This window comes from Pseudomonas putida, from assembly GCF_026625125.1.
Lineage (GTDB): Bacteria > Pseudomonadota > Gammaproteobacteria > Pseudomonadales > Pseudomonadaceae > Aquipseudomonas > Aquipseudomonas putida_X.
In genome coordinates, this window is sequence record NZ_CP113097.1 from 4,830,005 (window position 1) to 4,848,328 (window position 18,324).

Here is an 18,324-nt window from a genome sequence, read left to right on the forward strand (position 1 = left end):
GCCGGGGATCTCTAGCGATCCCCGTGGGATCCGGCTTGCCGGCTTACGGGCCAGCACTGGCCACACAGCTCCACCCGATTGGCCCGGCAACCCCGGGCAACCCAGGCAACACCGTAACAACCCGGCCCACAAGGCCAGGCAATAACTAAAAGAACAGAAAGGGAGCTTTCAACTTGAGACTATTCACGCTTACCGCACTGGCGTTATCCATCGCCACCTTCAGCGCCGTGGCCCAGGCCGACACCCAAAGCCAGGACTACGTACCGTTCAGCTTCAAAGGCACCAGCGAACAGGATGAGGCCAAAGGTTTCATCGACGGCCAGAGCCTGTCCGGCAATACCCGCAACTGGTACGCCCGCGAACGCGCCACCCGCGCACCGTTGTTCAAGTACTACAAAAGCGACGGCACACGCCACGACAGCCACAGCCGCGACAACTGGCTGCAGGGCACCATCCTCAACTACAGCTCGGGCTTCACCCAAGGCACCGTAGGCTTTGCCGTGGAAGCAGCCGGCTACAACGCCATCGCCCTGGAGCAAGGCCGTGCCGCAGTCGCCGGGCCGAACAACCGTACCCTGACCCATAGCGATGGCGACCCCATCGGGCAGTGGAGCAAGATGGGCCTGGCCAACGTCAAGGCCCGGGTGTCCAACACCACCCTCACCGTCGGCCGCCAGTCGGTGGACACGCCCATGATCGCCTACATCGGCAACCGCGCCCTGCCCTCAAGCTTCCAGGGCGCATTCCTGCACAGTGCCGAGTTCGACAACCTGTCATTCGACCTGGGCACCTTCGACCGCGTCTCGCCGCGTACCGAACAGAGCCTGAGCAAGTTCCGCAGCGAGTATGGCGCCGCTGGCGTGGAAACCGACCGTGCCAGTACCGCGGGGGTCAACTACCAGCCGCTCAAGAGCCTGACCACCAGCCTGTACGCCACCAAGGTCGACGACTTCTGGAACCAGTACTACTTCGGCGCCAGCCACGTGCTGGGCGATAGCGCGGTGCTCAGCCTGACCACCGGCCTGAACTACTACAAGACCGTGGACGCAGGCAGCCAGAAGATGGGCGATATCGACAACGACACCTACAGCCTGTCGTTCGGCCTGACCCACCAGGCCCACACCCTCAGCGCTTCGTGGCAGCAGGTCAACGGTAACGAGTACTTCGACTACCTGCACGAAACCAACGGCATCTACCTGGCCAACTCCCTGCTCTCGGACTTCAACGGCCCGAACGAGAAATCCCTGCAGATTTCCTACGTGCTGAACATGGCGCCGTACGGCGTGCCGGGCCTGAAGTTCAACCTGTACAACGCCCGCGGCTGGGGCATCGATGGCACCCACTACCGCGGCACGGCCTATGACGTGAACGGCCTGGATGGCGAAACCCACTATGAGTGGGGTATCGGCACCAGCTACGCGGTGCAGAGCGGGCCGCTGAAAGACACCAGCATCCGCGCTACCTACACCGCGCATCGCGCCAGCAAGGCACAGGCCGATGGCAGCCTGGACGAGTTGCGCGTGGTGACCACCATTCCGTTCAACATTCTCTGACCACGTGCGCCCAGGCCCGCTTCATCGCGGGCCTGGGCGGCTACGCTGGAATCATTGCAAGCAAGGAGGACACATGACATCGCTACCGCTCCGCGCTGCCCTGGCAGCAGTCATCCTGGGCGCCGCCAGCAACCTGGCGGCCAAACCGCTGGTGGTGTGCACCGAAGCCAGCCCGGAAGGCTTCGACATCGTTCAATACACCACGGCGGTCACTGCCGATGCCTCGGCTGAGACGGTGTTCAACCGCCTGGTCGACTTCAAGCCCGGCACCACCGACATCCAGCCAGCCCTGGCCGAACGCTGGGACATCTCGGCCGATGGCCTGACCTACACCTTCCACCTGCGCCAAGGGGTGAAGTTCCACACCACCGACTACTTCAAGCCTACCCGCGATTTCAATGCCGACGACGTGCTGTGGAGCCTGCGCCGTCAGCTCGACCCCAACCACCCGTGGCACGACAAGACCAGCGTCGGCTACCCGTATTTCGAGAGCATGGCCTTCAAGGACCTGCTCAAATCGGTGGACAAGACCGACGACCACACTGTGGTCATCACCCTGACCCGCCCGCAAGCACCGTTCCTGCGTGACATGGCCATGGCCTTCACCTCGATCTACTCCGCCGAATACGGCGACCAGTTGCTCCAGGCCGGCAAGACCGGCGACCTCAACAGCAAGCCGGTTGGCACGGGCGCGTTCATCTTCCAGCGCTACAACAAGGACGCCCAGGTGCGCTTCAAGGCCAACCCGGACTACTTCCGCGGCAAACCGCCGGCCGACACGCTGATCTTCGCCATCGCCACCGACAACAACGTGCGCCTGCAGAAGCTGCGCGCCAACGAATGCCAGGTGGCCCTGTACCCGAAGCCGGACGACGTGCCATCGATCAAGGCGGACCCCGCGCTGAAGGTCGCCGAGATCGAGGCCCTGGTCACCGGCTACATCGCCATGAACACCGAGCACAAATACCTCAGCGACGTGCGCGTGCGCAAAGCCATCAACATGGCCTTCGACCGCCAGACCCACGTCGACCAGCTGTTCGGCAAGGGCAATGCGCTGGTGGGCGTAAACCCTTACCCACCGACCATGATCGGCTACAACAATGACAACCAGAACCCACCCCGTGACCTGGCCAAGGCCCGTGAGTTGCTCCAGCAAGCCGGCGTGCCGCAAGGCACGGTCATCACCCTGTTCACCCGCAACGGCGGCGGCCCGACCAACCCCAACCCGCGGCTGTCGGCGGAAATGCTCCAGTCCGACCTCGCCAAAATCGGCCTGAAGCTGGACATCCGTGTGATGGAGTGGGCCGAGATGCTGCGCCGTGCGAAAAACGGCGAGGCCGACCTGGTCTCCACTGGCTGGGCCGGTGACAACGGCGACCCGGACAATTTCCTCAGCCCCCTGCTCAGCTGCGAGGCTGCCAAAAGTGGCGAGAACTACGCCCGCTGGTGCAACTCGAAGTTTCAGGACCTGATCACCCGTGCCCGTGAGGTGATCGACAATGACGAGCGTGCCAGGCTCTATGCCGAGGCATTGAAGGTGTACGATGACGATCAGCCCTGGATCAGCATGGCGCACCCGAAGATGTTCACTGCCATGCGTGACAACGTGGAGGGTTATGTGATCAACCCTCTGACCAACAACAACTTCGCCACCACCAAGGTGAAGTAGAACAACAACGACCGCCGGCAACCCACACGGGCACCGGCGGCACCGCCGTACAACGGCTGATGAGGTAACCCTGACAATGTTGAGTTTTATTGCCCGGCGCCTGGGCCTGCTGATACCGACGTTTTTCGGCATCACCTTGCTGACCTTCGCGCTCATACGCCTGATCCCCGGCGACCCGGTGGAAGTGATGATGGGCGAGCGCAGAGTCGACCCCGAAATGCATGCCCAGGCCATGGAGCGCCTGGGCCTGAACAAGCCACTGCCAGCACAGTACCTGGATTACGTGGGCAAGCTCGCCCAGGGGGACCTTGGCGAGTCGCTGCGCACCCGTGAAAGCGTGTGGCGCGAGTTCCTCACCCTGTTCCCCGCCACCCTGGAACTGGCCCTCGCCGCGCTGCTGTTCGCCGGCATCGTCGGCCTGCTGGCCGGCGTGATCGCTGCGCTCAAGCGGGGCTCGCTGTTCGATCATGGGGTCATGGGTATCTCCCTGGCCGGCTATTCGATGCCGATTTTCTGGTGGGGCCTGATCCTGATCATGTTCTTCTCGGTGAGCCTGGGCTGGACGCCGGTCTCCGGGCGTATCGACCTGCTGTACGACATCGAGCCGAAAACTGGCTTCATGCTCATCGATACCCTGCTCAGTGACGAAGAAGGCGCGTTCAAGGATGCGGTGATGCACCTGATCCTGCCAGCCATCGTCCTCGGCACCATCCCCTTGGCGGTGATCGCCCGCATGACCCGCTCGTCCATGCTCGAAGTGCTGCGCGAAGACTACATCCGCACCGCGCGCGCCAAAGGCCTGTCGCCAGCCCGGGTGGTGTTCGTGCACGGCCTGCGCAATGCGCTGATCCCGGTGCTGACCGTGTTCGGCCTGCAGGTGGGCACGCTGCTGGCCGGTGCGGTGCTGACCGAAACCATCTTTTCCTGGCCGGGCATCGGCAAGTGGCTGATCGAAGCCATCGGCGCCCGTGACTATCCCGTGGTCCAGAACGGCATCTTGTTGATCGCCTGCCTGGTGATCCTGGTCAACTTCGTCGTGGACATCCTCTACGGCCTGGCCAACCCACGCATCCGTCATCAGCGCTGAGGCCTTCGTCATGACTAGCCCGATTCCCAATTCCGTGACACCGGCCAGCCCGGTGGACCAAAGCCTGCTCTACCCCTCGCCCTACAAAGAATTCTGGCATGCCTTCTCGCGCAACAAAGGTGCGGTGATGGGCCTGGCCTTCATGTGTGTGGTGGTGTTCTGCGCGCTGTTCGCGCCGTGGGTAGCGCCGCATGACCCGAGCGAACAGTACCGTGACTTCCTGCTGACCCCGCCGGTATGGCTGGAAGGCGGTACCTGGCAATTCATCCTCGGCACCGACGAACTGGGCCGTGACATGCTCTCGCGGCTGATCCAGGGCGCCCGGCTGTCGTTGCTGATCGGCCTGTCGTCGGTGGTGATGTCGCTGATCCCGGGCATTCTGCTGGGCCTGTTTGCCGGCTTCTTCCCGCGCTTGCTCGGCCCGTCGATCATGCGCCTGATGGACGTGATGCTGGCCCTGCCGTCGCTGCTGCTGGCCGTGGCGATCGTCGCCATCCTCGGCCCTGGCCTGATCAACACCGTGATCGCCATCGCCATCGTCTCGCTGCCGTCCTACGTGCGCCTGACCCGTGCTGCCGTGATGGGCGAACTGAACCGCGACTACGTGACCGCCGCGCGCCTGGCTGGCGCAGGGTTGCCACGGCTGATGTTCGTCACCGTGCTGCCCAACTGCATGGCGCCGCTGATCGTGCAGGCGACCTTGAGCTTCTCCTCGGCCATCCTCGACGCCGCTGCGCTGGGCTTTCTGGGCCTGGGTGTACAACCCCCGACCCCGGAGTGGGGCACCATGCTGGCTTCGGCCCGGGACTACATCGAGCGCGCCTGGTGGGTAGTGAGCCTGCCTGGCCTGACCATCCTGCTCAGTGTGCTGGCAATCAACCTGATGGGCGACGGCCTGCGCGATGCGCTGGACCCGAAACTCAAGAACGCCGCCTGAGGAGAACGCCATGCCACTTCTACAAATCGACAACCTCAACGTGCGCTTCGGCGATGCCAATGCGGTGCCCGTGGTGGACGGCCTTGACCTGATGGTCGACGCCGGCGAAATCCTGGCGATCGTCGGTGAGTCCGGCTCGGGCAAATCGGTCACCATGATGGCCCTGATGGGCCTGATCGATGCCCCTGGGCGCATCACCGCCGACGCCCTGACATTCGACGGCACCGACATGCTCAAGCTCAGCGGCCGTCAGCGGCGCAAGGTGGTGGGCAAGGACATCGCCATGGTCTTCCAGGACCCGATGACCGCGCTCAACCCCAGCTACACCGTAGGCTTCCAGATCGAGGAAGTGCTGCGACAGCACCTGGGCCTGAAGGGCAAGGCTGCGCGCCAGCGTGCCCTGGAGCTTTTGAAGAAGGTCGAGATCCCGGCCGCCGAAAGCCGCCTGGACGCTTACCCGCACCAACTGTCCGGTGGCATGAGCCAGCGGGTGGCGATTGCCATGGCCATTGCCGGCGAACCCAAGCTGCTGATCGCCGACGAGCCGACCACGGCGCTGGACGTGACCATCCAGGCGCAGATCATGGAACTGCTGGTCAACCTGCAGAAGGAGCGCAACATGGCGCTCATCCTGATCACCCATGACCTGGCCGTGGTCGCCGAAACCGCCAAGCGCGTCTGCGTCATGTACGCCGGCCAAGCCGTGGAAGTGGGCCAGGTGCCTGAGCTGTTCGACGTGCCCGCGCACCCGTACAGCGAAGCGCTGCTGGCGGCGATCCCTGAACACAGCATCGGCGCCGAACGCCTGGCCACGCTGCCCGGCATCGTCCCCGGCCGTTACGACCGCCCGGCCGGCTGCCTGCTGTCGCCACGCTGCCCATACGTGCAGGACAACTGCCGGCGCCAACGCCCGCCCCTTGTCCCTCAGGCCCATAGCCTGGTGCGTTGCTTCTACCCGCTGAACCAGGAGGTGGCGTGATGAGCGTCGTTCTAACCGCTCGGGAGCTGACCCGGCATTACGAAGTGTCCCGCGGGCTGTTCAAGGGCCACGCCCTGGTACGCGCACTCAATGGCGTGTCATTCGAACTGGAAGCCGGCAAGACGCTGGCCGTGGTGGGTGAGTCCGGTTGTGGCAAGTCCACGCTGGCGCGCGCACTGACATTGATCGAAGAGCCCTCCTCCGGCTCCTTGCAGATCGACGGCACCGAGGTCAAAGGCGCCAGCAAAAGCGAGCGAAAGCAGCTACGCCGCGACGTCCAGATGGTGTTCCAGAGCCCCTATGCCTCGCTCAACCCACGGCAGAAAGTCGGCGATCAGTTGGCCGAGCCGCTGCTGATCAACACCTCGTTGAGCAAGGCCGAGCGCCGCGAAAAAGTGCAGAAGATGATGGAGCAGGTGGGCTTGCGGCCTGAGCACTACCAGCGCTACCCGCACATGTTCTCGGGCGGCCAGCGCCAGCGCATCGCCCTGGCCCGGGCGATGATGCTGCAACCCAAGGTGCTGGTGGCCGACGAACCGACCTCTGCGCTGGACGTTTCGATCCAGGCGCAGGTGTTGAACTTGTTCATGGACCTGCAGAAGGAGTTCAACACCGCCTACGTCTTCATCTCGCACAACCTGGCGGTGGTGCGGCATGTGGCGGACCAGGTGCTGGTGATGTACCTGGGGCGGCCGGCAGAGATGGGGCCGAAGGAAGATATCTACGAAAAGCCGCTGCACCCGTACACCCAGGCACTGCTTTCCGCGACACCGGCGATTCACCCGGACCCGTTGAAGCCGAAGATCCGCATTGCCGGTGAGCTGCCCAATCCGCTCAATCCCCCGGATGGGTGCGCATTTCACAAACGCTGCCCGTATGCGACCGAGCGGTGTGGCAAGGAAGAGCCAGCGTTTCGGCAAGTGGGGAGCCGGCAGGTGGCGTGTCATTATGCCGAGCAGTTTCTTTAAAGGGGCTTAGCCTCCATCGCCGGCAAGCCAGCTCCAGATAGTGCACTGCTTCGTCAACAGCACTGAACCTGGAGCTGGCTTGCCGGCGATGGGCCGCACTGCGGCCCCTAATGCCTCAATGCATGAATATCGCGATCAGAATGATCACCGGAATCGGTACCCCAAGCATCCACAGCAGTATCGAGCGCATGGTAATTCTCCTTGTTTAACGTTGAACGGTGCGGTGTGGAACGTAGTCGCCCTCAACCCACTGCACCCGGTCGCGCAGACGACCGCCATACAAGGCAGCCAAGCTGGCGAAGAAGGCCCCACACAGCAACGCGACGAAGGTCCACAGCGCTGTCCAGGCAGCGACCTTGGCAGCGGTGTCGGCTGCTTGTTTGGCATCGGTCTTCAGTTGTTGTACCTGGGCCATCACCTGGTCCACGCGCGCTTCAGCTTCGGCCTGGCTCAGGCGGGTACGCTGTGCGACCAACTGCGCCAGGTAAGCGCGGTCCTCGGCGGGCAACGCGCCGTCTCCTGCAATACCCTTAGCCAGAATGCGGGCCGCTACACCATTCGCAGCATCCTCGCTGACCGGCGCCGGGCCGTCGCCACGGAACAGGCTATCGACGAAGTAGCCCATCGAGTCATTGTCACTACTGGTGGCCGACGAAGCACCTGCGGCAGCAGATACGGTGGCCGCCTGGGAAGCCGCACTGGCACCTGCGCCCACCAGGTTACCGGCAGCACCCAGTATCAGCATCGCTGCTACCAAAGTGGCCACCGCCCAGGATAGGAAGCCATGCGCGGTATCACGAAAGTACACTTCATCGCCGTGCAAGTTTGCCCACTTCACACGCAGCCGACCCGCGATGTAACCGCCGAGGCCTGAAGCAATGATCTGGGTCACCAGCAGCCAGACGATGGTCGAAACGCCCAGCGCTTTTGCACTCGCGCCTTCGTCAGCCCACGGCGAGGTGGCCGCAAAGCCAAGGCCGGCGCCCAGTACCACAAGTATCAGGGACACCGACGCAGCGGCGGCCGCGCCAGCGAAGATCGCCGCCCAGGAAACACCTGAGCGGCTTTGCGTATCTACAACGGGATAGTCGGCAGGGGTGATCATGATGTGTGCGCCTTTATGTTGTTAGCGAAAATTCCATTCGCGCATTAACCATTGCAGCGGCTGTGCCAGTTGTGTCAAAAAATGACATGTAGCCAAATCAATGGCTTAGCTCAATCGCGCGTCCTAGGACCGTGCAAAACACCCGAATCGAGGCACGCGACTCAGGGTTTATGCAACGCTCGCGAAGGCCGCCCCACGCATCCCAGGGCCCACAGACTTGCCTGCTTGCCCCCTCCCCGGCACTATCAACCCATGACCCCAATCCTCCTTGCCGACGGCCCTGAGCAAACGCCCATCACCGCCGAAACCGTCCTGCGCTACCACCTGTGCTGGAAGCACCGCGACCTCGACGGGGTGATTGCGCTGTATCACCCGGACGTGCAGTACCATGACTTTTTCCAGAACCGCGTACTCGGTTACGACGCGTTGCGTGACTACGTCCGCGCCAGCCTGCCCCACGAGGCTGGCGAGGACATCGTCCATGGTGACCGCATCCGCGTAGATGGCAGCACGGCATTCATCCAATACCAGGTCACGGTGCAGGGCGGTGAAGGCTTGGTGGCCTTTCAGTCCAGCGAAGCGATCACGGTCAAGGACGGGCTGATCTGGCGGGTCAACGAGTACGCCACCCTGGTGCGCCATGGCACCGCTGCCACGGTCAGCCATGGCCCGCGCCCGGCGACCAGCCGCCTGGGCCTGTCACCGCGGCAGCTGTCGACCATGGCCCAGGACCTGGAGCACTACTTCCAGCGCCAGCGCCCCTACCTTGACCCGGACCTGGACCTGCAACAGGTCGCCGACGCCAGCGGCTACAGCCGCAACCAGATCTCCTACCTGCTCAACCAGGTGCTGGGGCAGAGCTTCTACCGCTACGTCAACCAGGCCCGGCTGCAGCACCTGATGGCCAGCCTGGATGACGCAAGCGTCGAGGCGCCGATCGACGACCTGGCGTTCAGCGCGGGCTTCAACTCCCTGTCGGCGTTCTACAAGTGCTTCCGCGAACATACCGGGCTTACGCCCAAGGCCTATCTGAAGCAAATTTCCCTGCGTGCACGCACGTAAGACAGCCATCCCCCAACGCCACTAGGATCGCCCACAGACCTTGACGGATGTGGAGCCGAACCCGATGCAACCTTTGCGCACGCTCAGCCTGTGGATGGACCAGCTCGAAGAGCCGCTGTGCGCCCGCCCCGCCCTGCGCGAAGACCTCGACGTCGATGTGTGCATCATCGGCGCTGGCTACACCGGGCTGTGGACCGCCTACTACCTCAAGCGCCAGGCGCCACAGCTGAACATCGCCGTGATCGAGGCCAACATTGCCGGCTTTGGCGCCTCTGGGCGCAATGGCGGCTGGCTGATGGGCAACATGCTCGGTGAAGACCGCCTGCTCGCCACCCTGTCGCCGCAACAACGCCGCGCCAGCATCGACCTGCTGCATGGCATCCCCGACGAAGTCCACAGCGTGCTGCAACGCGAAGGCATCGATTGCGACTACCGCAAAGGCGGCGTGCTGTATTGTGCGGCGCGCTACCCGGAACAGGAGCGCAGCCTGCGTGCGTACCTCGATGACCTTTACCGCCAAGGCATGACCGAGGATGACTACCGCTGGCTGCGCCCCGAGCAACTGGACCTGCAGCTGCGCGTGAGCAACGCCTACGGCGCGATCTACAGCCCGCATACCGCGACCATCCAACCGGCCAAGCTGGTGCGTGGCCTGGCCCGGGCGGTGGAAGCGCTGGGCGTGCCGATCTACGAAAACACCCCCGCCGTCGACTGGCAGCCCGGTGAGGTCCGTGCCCCCCTGGCGCGCATCCGCTGCCAGTGGATGGTCCCTGCTGTAGAGGGCTACGCTGCCAGCCTACCACCGCTGGGCAAGCATCAACTGCCGGTGCAGAGCCTGCTGGTAGCCACCGAGCCCTTGCCCGAATCGACCTGGGAGCAGATCGGCCTGTCACAGGGCCAGGCCTTCAGCGAAAGCAGCCGCCAGGTCACCTACGGCCAGCGTACCGCCGACAATCGCCTGGTATTCGGCGCCCGCGGTGGCTACCGCCTCGGCGGCAGGCTGCGTGAAGACTTCACCCTGACAGAGGCCGAAGTCGAACTGCGCCGCTACCTGTTCAGCGAGCTGTTCCCACAACTCAAGCATGTGCGTATCACCCATTCGTGGGGTGGCAACCTGGGCATGGCCCGGCGCTTCCGCCCGCACATGCTGTGTGACCGCCAGCGCGGCATTGCCCTGTCCGGCGGTTATGGCGGAGAAGGTGTCGGCGCCACCAACCTCGGTGGGCGCACCTTGGCCGCGCTGATCCTCAACCAGCACAACGAGCTGACCGCACAACCCTGGGTACTCGACAACCGCCCGCTGTCAAGCCTGGCCAGTTGGCCGCCCGAACCCTGCCGCTGGCTGGGCTACAACGCAATCATCCAGAGCTTCGTGCACGAAGACCGAACCCTCGCCAACCCCGCCACAGTGCCATGGCGGCGGCGCCTGGCCAGCTCGCTGGCGGACTTCATGGAAGGCTTCATGCGCTGACTTTCCTTTCACCCACACAGGATCCAACGGTAATGAGCATCACCCAGTTCAAACACACCGAAAGCGCCGTGCTGGACAGCTCCAACCCGGTTGCGGTGCCGCTTGGCGAACCCGTGGCAGTGACCTCGGTCACCTGCGTGGAGCGCAGCGATGGCGTGGAAACCGGCATCTGGGAATGCACGCCCGGGCGCTGGCGGCGGCAGATCGCGCAACAGGAGTTCTGCCACTTCATCAAGGGCCGCTGCACGTTCACCCCCGACGGCGGCCAACCCCTTCACATAGAAGCCGGAGACGCACTGATGCTACCGGCCAACAGCATGGGCATCTGGGATATCCAGGAAACCGTGCGCAAGACCTACGTACTCATCTTCTGATCCGCTGATCGCCTGCCTTCGAAAACAACAGACAAAGCAAGGTACTCCCGACATGCGCACCCTTCTCCTCGCTCCACTGATGCTGGCCGCCAGCGTGGCCAATGCCGCCGACTCGGTAAAAATCTACAACTGGTCCAGCTATGTGGCCCCCGACACCTTGCAGAAATTCCAGCAAACCACCGGCATCACCCCGACCTACGACGTGTACGACAGCAACGAAACCCTCGACGGCAAGCTGATGACCGGCAACTCCGGCTACGACGTGGTGTTTCCTTCCAACCACTTCATGGCCCGACAGATTCAGGGCAAGGCGCTGAAGAAGCTGGACAAGTCGCAGCTCCCTGACTGGAAAAACCTCAACCCGGTGCTGCTCAAGGCGCTGGAGGTCAACGACCCTGGCAACCAGTACGGTTTTCCATACCTGTGGGGCAGTACCGGGATCGGCTACAACATCGACAAGGTCAAAGCCGTGCTCGGTGACAACGCCCCGGTGGATTCGTGGGACCTGATCTTCAAGCCCGAGTACATGAGCAAGCTCAAGAGCTGTGGGGTTGCCGTGCTCGACAACGGCCCTGAACTGCTACCCATCGCCCTGCACTACCTGGGGCTGCCGCACCACAGCAAAGACCCGAAGGACTACCAGAAGGCCAAGGACCTGCTGATGACGGTGCGCCCGTACATCAGCTACTTCCATTCCTCCAAGTACACCGGTGACCTGGCCAATGGCGATATCTGCGTGGTTGTAGGGTTCTCGGGTGATGTGCTGCAGGCGAAGAACCGCGCCGATGAAGCCAAGAATGGGGTGAAAGTCGGCTATTCGATCCCCAAGGAGGGCGCGCCGATGTGGTTCGACATGGTTGCCATGCCAGCCGATGCACCGGATGAGAAGGCGGGCTATGCCTACATGAATTACCTGTTGCAGCCGCAGGTGATGGCCAACATCAGTAACCATGTGCAGTACGCCAACGGCAACCTCAAGGCCGACGCCCTGGTGGACCCGAGCCTCAAGGGCAATACCATGATTTATCCGAGCGAAGAGATGATGGGCAAGCTGTACGCGCTGGAGGCGATGCCGGCAAAGATCGACCGCATTCGTACGCGGATCTGGACCAGCATCAAGGCAGGGAACTGACGGCAGCGGCAAGCGGCAAGCTACAAGCGGCAAGCTGCAAGAAAAGCGGGCCAACGCAGGCTCGCTTCCTCTTGCAGCTTGAAGCTTGAAGCTTGCCGCTGCCCTTAGTGGTGCTCGCGAGTGGCGCGGAACTTGACGTCCGGCCAGCGCTCTTCCATCAGCGACAGGTTGACCCGGGTCGGGGCCAGGTAGGTCAGGTGACCGCCACCGTCGATCGCCAGGTTTTCCATGGCCTTGACCTGGAAGTCTTCGAGCTTCTTCTTGTCGTCGCAGCTGATCCAGCGTGCCGACCACACGGTGATAGGCTCGTAGGCGCACTCGACCTTGTACTCTTCCTTCAGGCGGCTGGCGACCACGTCGAACTGCAGCACACCCACCGCACCGAGGATGATGTCGTTGCTGCGCTCAGGGAAGAACACCTGGGTCGCACCTTCTTCGGCCAGCTGTTGCAGGCCCTGGCGCAGCTGCTTGGATTTCAGCGGGTCCTTCAGGCGCACGCGGCGGAACAGTTCCGGGGCGAAGTGCGGGATACCGGTGAAGCCCAGCGCCTCGCCTTCGGTGAAGGTGTCGCCGATCTGGATGGTGCCATGGTTGTGCAAGCCGATGATGTCGCCGGCATAGGCTTCTTCGAGCTGCTCGCGCTCGGACGAGAAGAAGGTCAGCGCGTCACCGATACGCAAGTCCTTGCCGGTACGCACGTGACGCATCTTCATGCCCTTCTCGTACTTGCCCGAGCAAATGCGCATGAAGGCGATACGGTCGCGGTGTTTCGGGTCCATGTTCGCCTGGATCTTGAACACGAAGCCAGTGAACTTCTCCTCGACCGGCTCCACGGTACGCTCGTGGGCTACACGGGCCAGCGGGCGCGGCGCCCAATCGACAACGGCGTCAAGTACATGGTCGACACCGAAGTTACCCAGTGCGGTACCGAAGAACACCGGCGTCAGCTGGCCACTGATGAACTCGTCCTGATCGAACTCATGGCAGGCGCCCTGCACCAACTCGAGCTGCTCCAGGAAGCGGTCATACTCGTCACCCAGGTGAGCACGGGCTTCATCAGAGTCGAGTTTCTCGATGATCTTCGCCTCGGTACGCTCATGGCCGTGGCCCGGGGTGTAGACAATGATGTAGTCGCCGGCAAGGTGGTACACACCCTTGAAGTCGCGATAGCAACCGATCGGCCAGGTGATCGGCGCCGCCTTGATCTTCAGAACTGCTTCGATCTCGTCGAGCAGTTCGATCGGGTCGCGGATGTCACGGTCGAGTTTGTTGATGAAGCTGACGATGGGCGTGTCGCGCAGGCGGCAGACATCCATCAAGGCGATGGTCCGCGGCTCTACACCTTTACCGCCGTCGAGCACCATCAGCGCCGAGTCCACTGCCGTCAGCGTGCGGTAGGTGTCTTCCGAGAAGTCTTCGTGGCCGGGGGTGTCGAGCAGGTTGATCATGTGCTCGCGGTACGGGAACTGCATCACCGAGGTGGTGATGGAAATACCGCGCTGCTTCTCCATTTCCATCCAGTCGGAGGTGGCGTGGCGGTCGGACTTGCGCGACTTCACGGTACCGGCGACGGCAATGGCCTTGCCCATCAGCAGGAGTTTCTCGGTGATGGTGGTCTTACCGGCGTCGGGGTGGGAAATGATTGCGAAAGTGCGGCGCTTCGCGACTTCGGCGGCCTGGTTGGTCATGGGAAATCGCCTGACTGGGGGATTCAAAAAGGGGCGATATCATACCTGATGTTGGGCAGGGACCAAAATCTGATCCCCGCCGTTGGTCAACGATGCTCGATCGGGCACGATTCGCCTGCTGCTCAGAAAAGTTGTCCAGCGTCACAGGTGGGGCAGATAGCAGGTAAACCAACGCCTTTAGGCAAGATTCACGTTGTTTTTTAGTACGAAAAAACACTCGCCCCAGTGATTAACACTGGCCAAATGCCGCCCCAGATGGGAACCTTTACGCCCTCGGAGACGTCCACTCCCCTGCAACCCGCTTCGCTTGGGGACTGGTTTGATCAGCATTTTCGGGCCCGACGGGGTTCGGCTCATGGTCTGATTGCTGCCTTGCGCAAGCGTCACGCTGCTAATCGCGAACACACCACTCGCCGCCAGCCATGGCCGGCCATAAAAAGAGTGTGCTCGCCGACAACACAAGGAGTCCACCTGTGGCTACACGCTACGGAAAAGGGCTGTTGGGATGGGCCGCCGTGCTCGTCATCCTGGCCCTGCTGATCCACTGGATCGGCATCGACACGATCGCGCGTTATCGCGATGATCTTGGGTTCTACCTGCAAGCGCACCTGGTATTGGTGCTGGCTTCGATGGCGGCGGCGTTGGCCGTGGGCATCCCCGCCGGCATTGCCTTGAGTCGACCGCACCGGGTCGACAAAGCCGAGCGCTTCATGCAGTTCTTCAACGTTGGCAACACCATTCCCCCTCTGGCCGTTCTGGCCATCGCGCTCAGTGTCCTGGGCATCGGCGCCGGGCCCGCGATCTTCGCGCTGTTCCTCGCCTCCCTCCTGCCAATCGTACGCAACACCTACGAAGGCCTGAAAAACGTCCCCGCCTCGCTCAAGGAAGCCGCCACCGGCATCGGCATGACCCCGCGCCAGCGACTCTGGCAAGTGGAACTGCCCAATGCGGTACCGATCATCGTCGGTGGAGTGCGTGTGGCTCTGGCGCTGAACGTGGGCACTGCGCCCCTGGCGTTCCTGATCGGTGCCAACAGCCTCGGCAGCCTGATCTTCCCCGGCATTGCCCTGAACAACCAGCCACAGCTGCTGCTTGGCGCGGCCTGCACGGCGTTGCTGGCCCTGGCGCTGGATGCCGCGGTGAGTTTCTCCAGCAAGCGCTGGCTGGAACGTGGCCTGGCCCAATAAAAAGAGGGAACGTATGAAGAAGAGAATCGCCTTGCTGCTGGGCGCGGCCCTGCTGTTCGCAGGCTTTGCCCAGGCGGCGGAAAAACCCGTGGTGCGCATCGGCGCACGGGTGTTCACCGAACAGACCGTACTCGCCGAAATCACCGCCCAATACCTGCGCGCCAATGGCTTCGATGTGCGCGTCACCGGTGGCCTTGGCAGCAGCCTCGCTCGGCAGGCCCAAGAGACTGGCCAGCTGGACTTGATGTGGGAGTACACCGGCGTGTCGCTGGTGTCCTACAACCACATCGAGGAGCGCATGCCCAGTGCCGAAGCCACCTACGCCAAGGTCAAGGCGCTGGACGCCAAGAAAGACCTGATCTGGCTGACCCCGACCAAGTTCAGCAACACCTACGCCCTGGGCCTGCCTGAACAGGTCGCTGAGGCCTACCCACAAATCAACACGATCAGTGACCTCAATCAGGTGCTGCGCGACGAACGCGAGCGCAACCACCTGATCGCCCTGGACACCGAGTTCGCCAACCGCCCCGACGGCCTGGTCGGCCTGAAGGAGATGTACGACCTGCAAGTCGGCCGTGCCAACATCAGGCAGATGGACGCCGGCCTGGTCTATACCGCCATGCACAACAACCAGGTGTTCGCAGGCCTGGTCTACACCACGGACGGCCGCCTGAGTGCGTTCAACCTCAAGCTGCTGGAAGACGACAAGCACTACTTCCCCGACTACACCGCTGCCCCGGTGGTGCGCAAGGCCGTGCTCGACGCCAACCCGCAACTGGTCGCCCTGCTCAAGCCCCTGGCCGAGCAGCTCGATGACCAGACCATGCGCCAGCTCAATGCCAAGGTCGACGTCGAACACCAGAGCCCGACTGCCGTGGCGGCAGCATTCCTGCGTGAGCACCCACTCAAGGAGGTGCAGCCATGAGCCTGCTCGATACGTTCGCCCACCTCGACTGGGCCCTGGTGCTGCAACTGACCTGGCAGCACATCATGCTGGTCGGCATTGCCGTTGGCCTGGCAATCCTGGTCGGCGTGCCGCTGGGCATCCTGATGACCCGCTTCCCGGTGGTGGCCGGCCCACTGCAGGCCAGCGCCACAGTGCTGCTGACCATCCCGTCGATTGCCCTGTTCGGCCTGCTGCTGCCGTTCTACTCCAAGTTCGGCCAGGGCCTGGGGCCATTGCCTGCGATCACCGCGGTGTTCCTTTATTCACTGCTGCCCATCCTGCGCAACACCTATCTGGCCCTGACCAACGTCGAGCCCGGCATCCGTGAAGCCGCACGCGGTATCGGCATGACCTTCGGCCAGCGCCTGCGCATGGTCGAGCTACCGATTGCCGTGCCTGTCATCCTCGCCGGCGTGCGCACTGCCGTGGTGATGAACATCGGCGTGATGACCATCGCCGCGACCATCGGTGCCGGTGGCCTGGGCGTGCTCATCCTCACCTCCATCAGCCGCAGCGACATGTCGATGCTGCTGGTTGGCGCCGTACTGGTCAGCCTGCTGGCAATCATCGCCGACCTGCTCCTGCAAACCCTGCAACGTGCCCTGACTCCAGAAGGACTGCGCTCATGATCGAACTCAAGAACCTCAGCAAAACCTTCAACGTCAACGGCAAGGACGTCAAAGCCGTCGATGCGGTCAGCCTGACCGTCAACGAAGGCGAAATCTGCGTGTTCCTCGGCCCCTCGGGCTGTGGCAAGAGCACCACGCTGAAGATGATCAACCGCCTGATCACGCCAACCTCCGGGCAGGTGTTCATCAATGGCGAAGACACCAGCGGCCTGGACGAAGTGACCTTGCGCCGCCACATCGGCTATGTGATCCAGCAGATCGGCCTGTTCCCCAACATGACCATCGAGGAAAACATCACTGTGGTCCCGCGCCTGCTCGGCTGGGACAAGCAAAAGTGCCACGACCGCGCCCGCGAGCTGATGCACATGATCAAGCTCGAGCCCAAGCAGTATCTGCAACGCTACCCGCGTGAACTGTCCGGTGGCCAGCAACAGCGCATCGGGGTGATCCGTGCGCTGGCCGCAGACGCGCCGGTGCTGTTGATGGACGAGCCGTTCGGCGCCGTCGACCCGATCAACCGCGAAATGATCCAGAACGAGTTCTTCGAGATGCAGCGGGCGCTGAACAAGACCGTGATCATGGTCAGCCACGACATCGACGAAGCGATCAAGCTGGCCGACAAGATTGCCATCTTCCGCGCCGGCAAGTTGCTGCAGCTGGACCACCCGGACACCTTGCTGGCCCACCCGGTCGATGACTTCGTCAGCAACTTCGTGGGCCAGGACAGCACCTTGAAACGCCTGTTGCTGGTGCGCGCCGAAGATGCGGCGGACAACGCCCCTTCGGTAAGCCCACAAACGCCGGTGGGCGATGCGCTGGAGCTGCTGGACGAGCACGATCGCCGCTATGTGGTGGTCACCGATGCGCAGAACAAGGCGCTGGGGTATGTACGCCGGCGCGACATGCACCGCCAGCAAGGTACCTGTGCAGACTTCCTGCGCCAGTTCAATGCAACGGCTTCGCACGATGAGCACCTGCGCATCCTGCTGTCGCGGATGTACGAGTTCAACCGCGCGTGGTTGCCGGTGCTGGATGCCGAGCAGGTGTTCCTGGGCGAGGTGACGCAGGAGTCGATCGCGGCTTACCTGAGCTCGGGGAGATCGCGCGGGGCCAAGACCAGTATCGTGTCACCGGCCGAGGCGGCGGTTTCCTGATCAACGGGGGCGCTTCGCGCCCCAATCGCCGGCAAGCCGGCTCCCACCCTGACCGCGCAATTCTTCAGGGCTGTGCTTTACCTGTGCAAGCAACCGTCTTGCCCATTTTCTAAAAGCCGGCGCAATCCATGTGTGAGCCGGCTTGCCGGCGATTGGGGCGATGGGGATATCGGAACCCTAAACCGGCCTGCCCAAAGGCTCGTCAAAGAAGTGCTTCACCCCCGCCGCCAATCTCAGGTTGACCATCGTCGGTCCGTAGTCAATGGCGAAAATTAGCAGTGCTCCTCATAAAACGCAGGAAATCCGCCAGTCGGTAACAAAAAATTTATGTGGTATTTCAGGCACTGCAGTGGCCATGACCGTGGCCATTAATATGAACACCT

The 18,324-nt window shown here is 62.8% G+C and carries 16 protein-coding genes; 14 read left to right on the plus strand and 2 right to left on the minus strand.

What is annotated here, in order from left to right:
* Positions 1-173: 173 nt before the first annotated feature.
* From OSW16_RS22245 to OSW16_RS22270, 6 genes are all read left to right on the plus strand, one after another.
* Positions 174-1,553 (plus strand): OprD family porin, encoded by a 1,380-nt coding sequence (locus OSW16_RS22245; protein ID WP_267818542.1) that lies wholly within the window; start codon positions 174-176, stop codon positions 1,551-1,553.
* A gap of 73 nt (positions 1,554-1,626) precedes the next feature.
* The gene (locus tag OSW16_RS22250) at positions 1,627-3,222 is read left to right on the plus strand and encodes an ABC transporter substrate-binding protein (RefSeq protein WP_267818544.1); all 1,596 of its coding nucleotides are present in this window, start codon (positions 1,627-1,629) and stop codon (positions 3,220-3,222) included.
* Positions 3,223-3,298: 76 nt separating this feature from the next.
* Positions 3,299-4,309 carry an ABC transporter permease subunit gene (locus tag OSW16_RS22255; RefSeq protein ID WP_060480376.1) on the plus strand — a complete coding sequence of 337 codons (1,011 nt, stop codon included), beginning with the start codon at positions 3,299-3,301 and terminating at the stop codon, positions 4,307-4,309.
* Positions 4,310-4,319: 10 nt separating this feature from the next.
* Complete coding sequence (locus OSW16_RS22260) at positions 4,320-5,246, plus strand: ABC transporter permease subunit (RefSeq protein WP_241804208.1); 927 nt, start codon at positions 4,320-4,322, stop codon at positions 5,244-5,246.
* A 10-nt stretch (positions 5,247-5,256) separates the two neighbouring features.
* Positions 5,257-6,225, plus strand: a complete 969-nt coding sequence (locus OSW16_RS22265; RefSeq protein ID WP_267818548.1) for an ABC transporter ATP-binding protein — start codon at positions 5,257-5,259, stop codon at positions 6,223-6,225.
* A complete protein-coding gene (locus OSW16_RS22270; RefSeq protein WP_267818550.1) occupies positions 6,225-7,193 on the plus strand; it encodes a peptide ABC transporter ATP-binding protein in 969 nt (322 codons plus the stop codon). The genes OSW16_RS22265 and OSW16_RS22270 overlap by 1 nt, the downstream gene beginning before the upstream one ends.
* Positions 7,194-7,398: 205 nt before the next feature.
* Here OSW16_RS22270 and OSW16_RS22275 read toward each other — a convergent pair whose 3' ends face one another.
* Entirely contained in the window at positions 7,399-8,298 is a 900-nt protein-coding gene (locus tag OSW16_RS22275; RefSeq protein ID WP_267818552.1) for a hypothetical protein, read from the minus strand.
* A gap of 252 nt (positions 8,299-8,550) precedes the next feature.
* Here OSW16_RS22275 and OSW16_RS22280 point away from each other — a divergent pair, with 252 nt between their 5' ends.
* From OSW16_RS22280 to OSW16_RS22295, 4 genes are all read left to right on the plus strand, one after another.
* Entirely contained in the window at positions 8,551-9,360 is an 810-nt protein-coding gene (locus OSW16_RS22280; protein ID WP_267818554.1) for an AraC family transcriptional regulator, read from the plus strand.
* Positions 9,361-9,424: 64 nt separating this feature from the next.
* Positions 9,425-10,831 (plus strand): NAD(P)/FAD-dependent oxidoreductase, encoded by a 1,407-nt coding sequence (locus tag OSW16_RS22285; RefSeq protein ID WP_267818556.1) that lies wholly within the window; start codon positions 9,425-9,427, stop codon positions 10,829-10,831.
* 32 nt (positions 10,832-10,863) lie between these two features.
* Positions 10,864-11,205 carry a cupin domain-containing protein gene (locus OSW16_RS22290; protein ID WP_115273930.1) on the plus strand — a complete coding sequence of 114 codons (342 nt, stop codon included), beginning with the start codon at positions 10,864-10,866 and terminating at the stop codon, positions 11,203-11,205.
* A 52-nt stretch (positions 11,206-11,257) separates the two neighbouring features.
* Positions 11,258-12,337 carry a polyamine ABC transporter substrate-binding protein gene (locus OSW16_RS22295; RefSeq protein WP_241804202.1) on the plus strand — a complete coding sequence of 360 codons (1,080 nt, stop codon included), beginning with the start codon at positions 11,258-11,260 and terminating at the stop codon, positions 12,335-12,337.
* A gap of 104 nt (positions 12,338-12,441) precedes the next feature.
* On the opposite strand, the gene OSW16_RS22300 is transcribed toward OSW16_RS22295, so the two are convergent.
* On the minus strand, positions 12,442-14,025 hold the full coding sequence (locus OSW16_RS22300) for a peptide chain release factor 3 (protein ID WP_267818559.1): 1,584 nt from the start codon (positions 14,023-14,025) through the stop codon (positions 12,442-12,444).
* Positions 14,026-14,498: 473 nt separating this feature from the next.
* On the opposite strand from OSW16_RS22300, the gene OSW16_RS22305 reads away from it, so the two are divergent.
* From OSW16_RS22305 to OSW16_RS22320, 4 genes are read left to right on the plus strand one after another with little or no spacing between them, the layout of a single operon-like run.
* Positions 14,499-15,212 (plus strand): ABC transporter permease, encoded by a 714-nt coding sequence (locus OSW16_RS22305; RefSeq protein WP_241804200.1) that lies wholly within the window; start codon positions 14,499-14,501, stop codon positions 15,210-15,212.
* Positions 15,213-15,225: 13 nt separating this feature from the next.
* A complete protein-coding gene (locus OSW16_RS22310; RefSeq protein WP_241804199.1) occupies positions 15,226-16,137 on the plus strand; it encodes a glycine betaine ABC transporter substrate-binding protein in 912 nt (303 codons plus the stop codon).
* A complete protein-coding gene (locus OSW16_RS22315) occupies positions 16,134-16,787 on the plus strand; it encodes an ABC transporter permease (RefSeq protein WP_012316120.1) in 654 nt (217 codons plus the stop codon). The genes OSW16_RS22310 and OSW16_RS22315 overlap by 4 nt, the downstream gene beginning before the upstream one ends.
* Positions 16,784-17,941 (plus strand): betaine/proline/choline family ABC transporter ATP-binding protein, encoded by a 1,158-nt coding sequence (locus OSW16_RS22320; protein WP_267818563.1) that lies wholly within the window; start codon positions 16,784-16,786, stop codon positions 17,939-17,941. Before OSW16_RS22315 ends, OSW16_RS22320 begins: the two co-directional genes overlap by 4 nt.
* Positions 17,942-18,324 lie beyond the last annotated feature (383 nt).

What these genes read in the sequence shown, in the direction of transcription:
- OSW16_RS22250 (WP_267818544.1), top strand. Translation starts at nt 1,627, where the DNA reads ATGACATCGCTACCGCTCCGCGCTGCCCTGGCAGCAGTCATCCTGGGC.
- OSW16_RS22255 (WP_060480376.1), top strand. Translation starts at nt 3,299, where the DNA reads ATGTTGAGTTTTATTGCCCGGCGCCTGGGCCTGCTGATACCGACGTTT.
- OSW16_RS22260 (WP_241804208.1), top strand. Translation starts at nt 4,320, where the DNA reads ATGACTAGCCCGATTCCCAATTCCGTGACACCGGCCAGCCCGGTGGAC.
- OSW16_RS22265 (WP_267818548.1), top strand. Translation starts at nt 5,257, where the DNA reads ATGCCACTTCTACAAATCGACAACCTCAACGTGCGCTTCGGCGATGCC.
- OSW16_RS22270 (WP_267818550.1), top strand. Translation starts at nt 6,225, where the DNA reads ATGAGCGTCGTTCTAACCGCTCGGGAGCTGACCCGGCATTACGAAGTG.
- OSW16_RS22275 (WP_267818552.1), bottom strand. Translation starts at nt 8,298, where the DNA reads ATGATCACCCCTGCCGACTATCCCGTTGTAGATACGCAAAGCCGCTCA.
- OSW16_RS22280 (WP_267818554.1), top strand. Translation starts at nt 8,551, where the DNA reads ATGACCCCAATCCTCCTTGCCGACGGCCCTGAGCAAACGCCCATCACC.
- OSW16_RS22285 (WP_267818556.1), top strand. Translation starts at nt 9,425, where the DNA reads ATGCAACCTTTGCGCACGCTCAGCCTGTGGATGGACCAGCTCGAAGAG.
- OSW16_RS22290 (WP_115273930.1), top strand. Translation starts at nt 10,864, where the DNA reads ATGAGCATCACCCAGTTCAAACACACCGAAAGCGCCGTGCTGGACAGC.
- OSW16_RS22295 (WP_241804202.1), top strand. Translation starts at nt 11,258, where the DNA reads ATGCGCACCCTTCTCCTCGCTCCACTGATGCTGGCCGCCAGCGTGGCC.
- OSW16_RS22300 (WP_267818559.1), bottom strand. Translation starts at nt 14,025, where the DNA reads ATGACCAACCAGGCCGCCGAAGTCGCGAAGCGCCGCACTTTCGCAATC.
- OSW16_RS22310 (WP_241804199.1), top strand. Translation starts at nt 15,226, where the DNA reads ATGAAGAAGAGAATCGCCTTGCTGCTGGGCGCGGCCCTGCTGTTCGCA.
- OSW16_RS22315 (WP_012316120.1), top strand. Translation starts at nt 16,134, where the DNA reads ATGAGCCTGCTCGATACGTTCGCCCACCTCGACTGGGCCCTGGTGCTG.
- OSW16_RS22320 (WP_267818563.1), top strand. Translation starts at nt 16,784, where the DNA reads ATGATCGAACTCAAGAACCTCAGCAAAACCTTCAACGTCAACGGCAAG.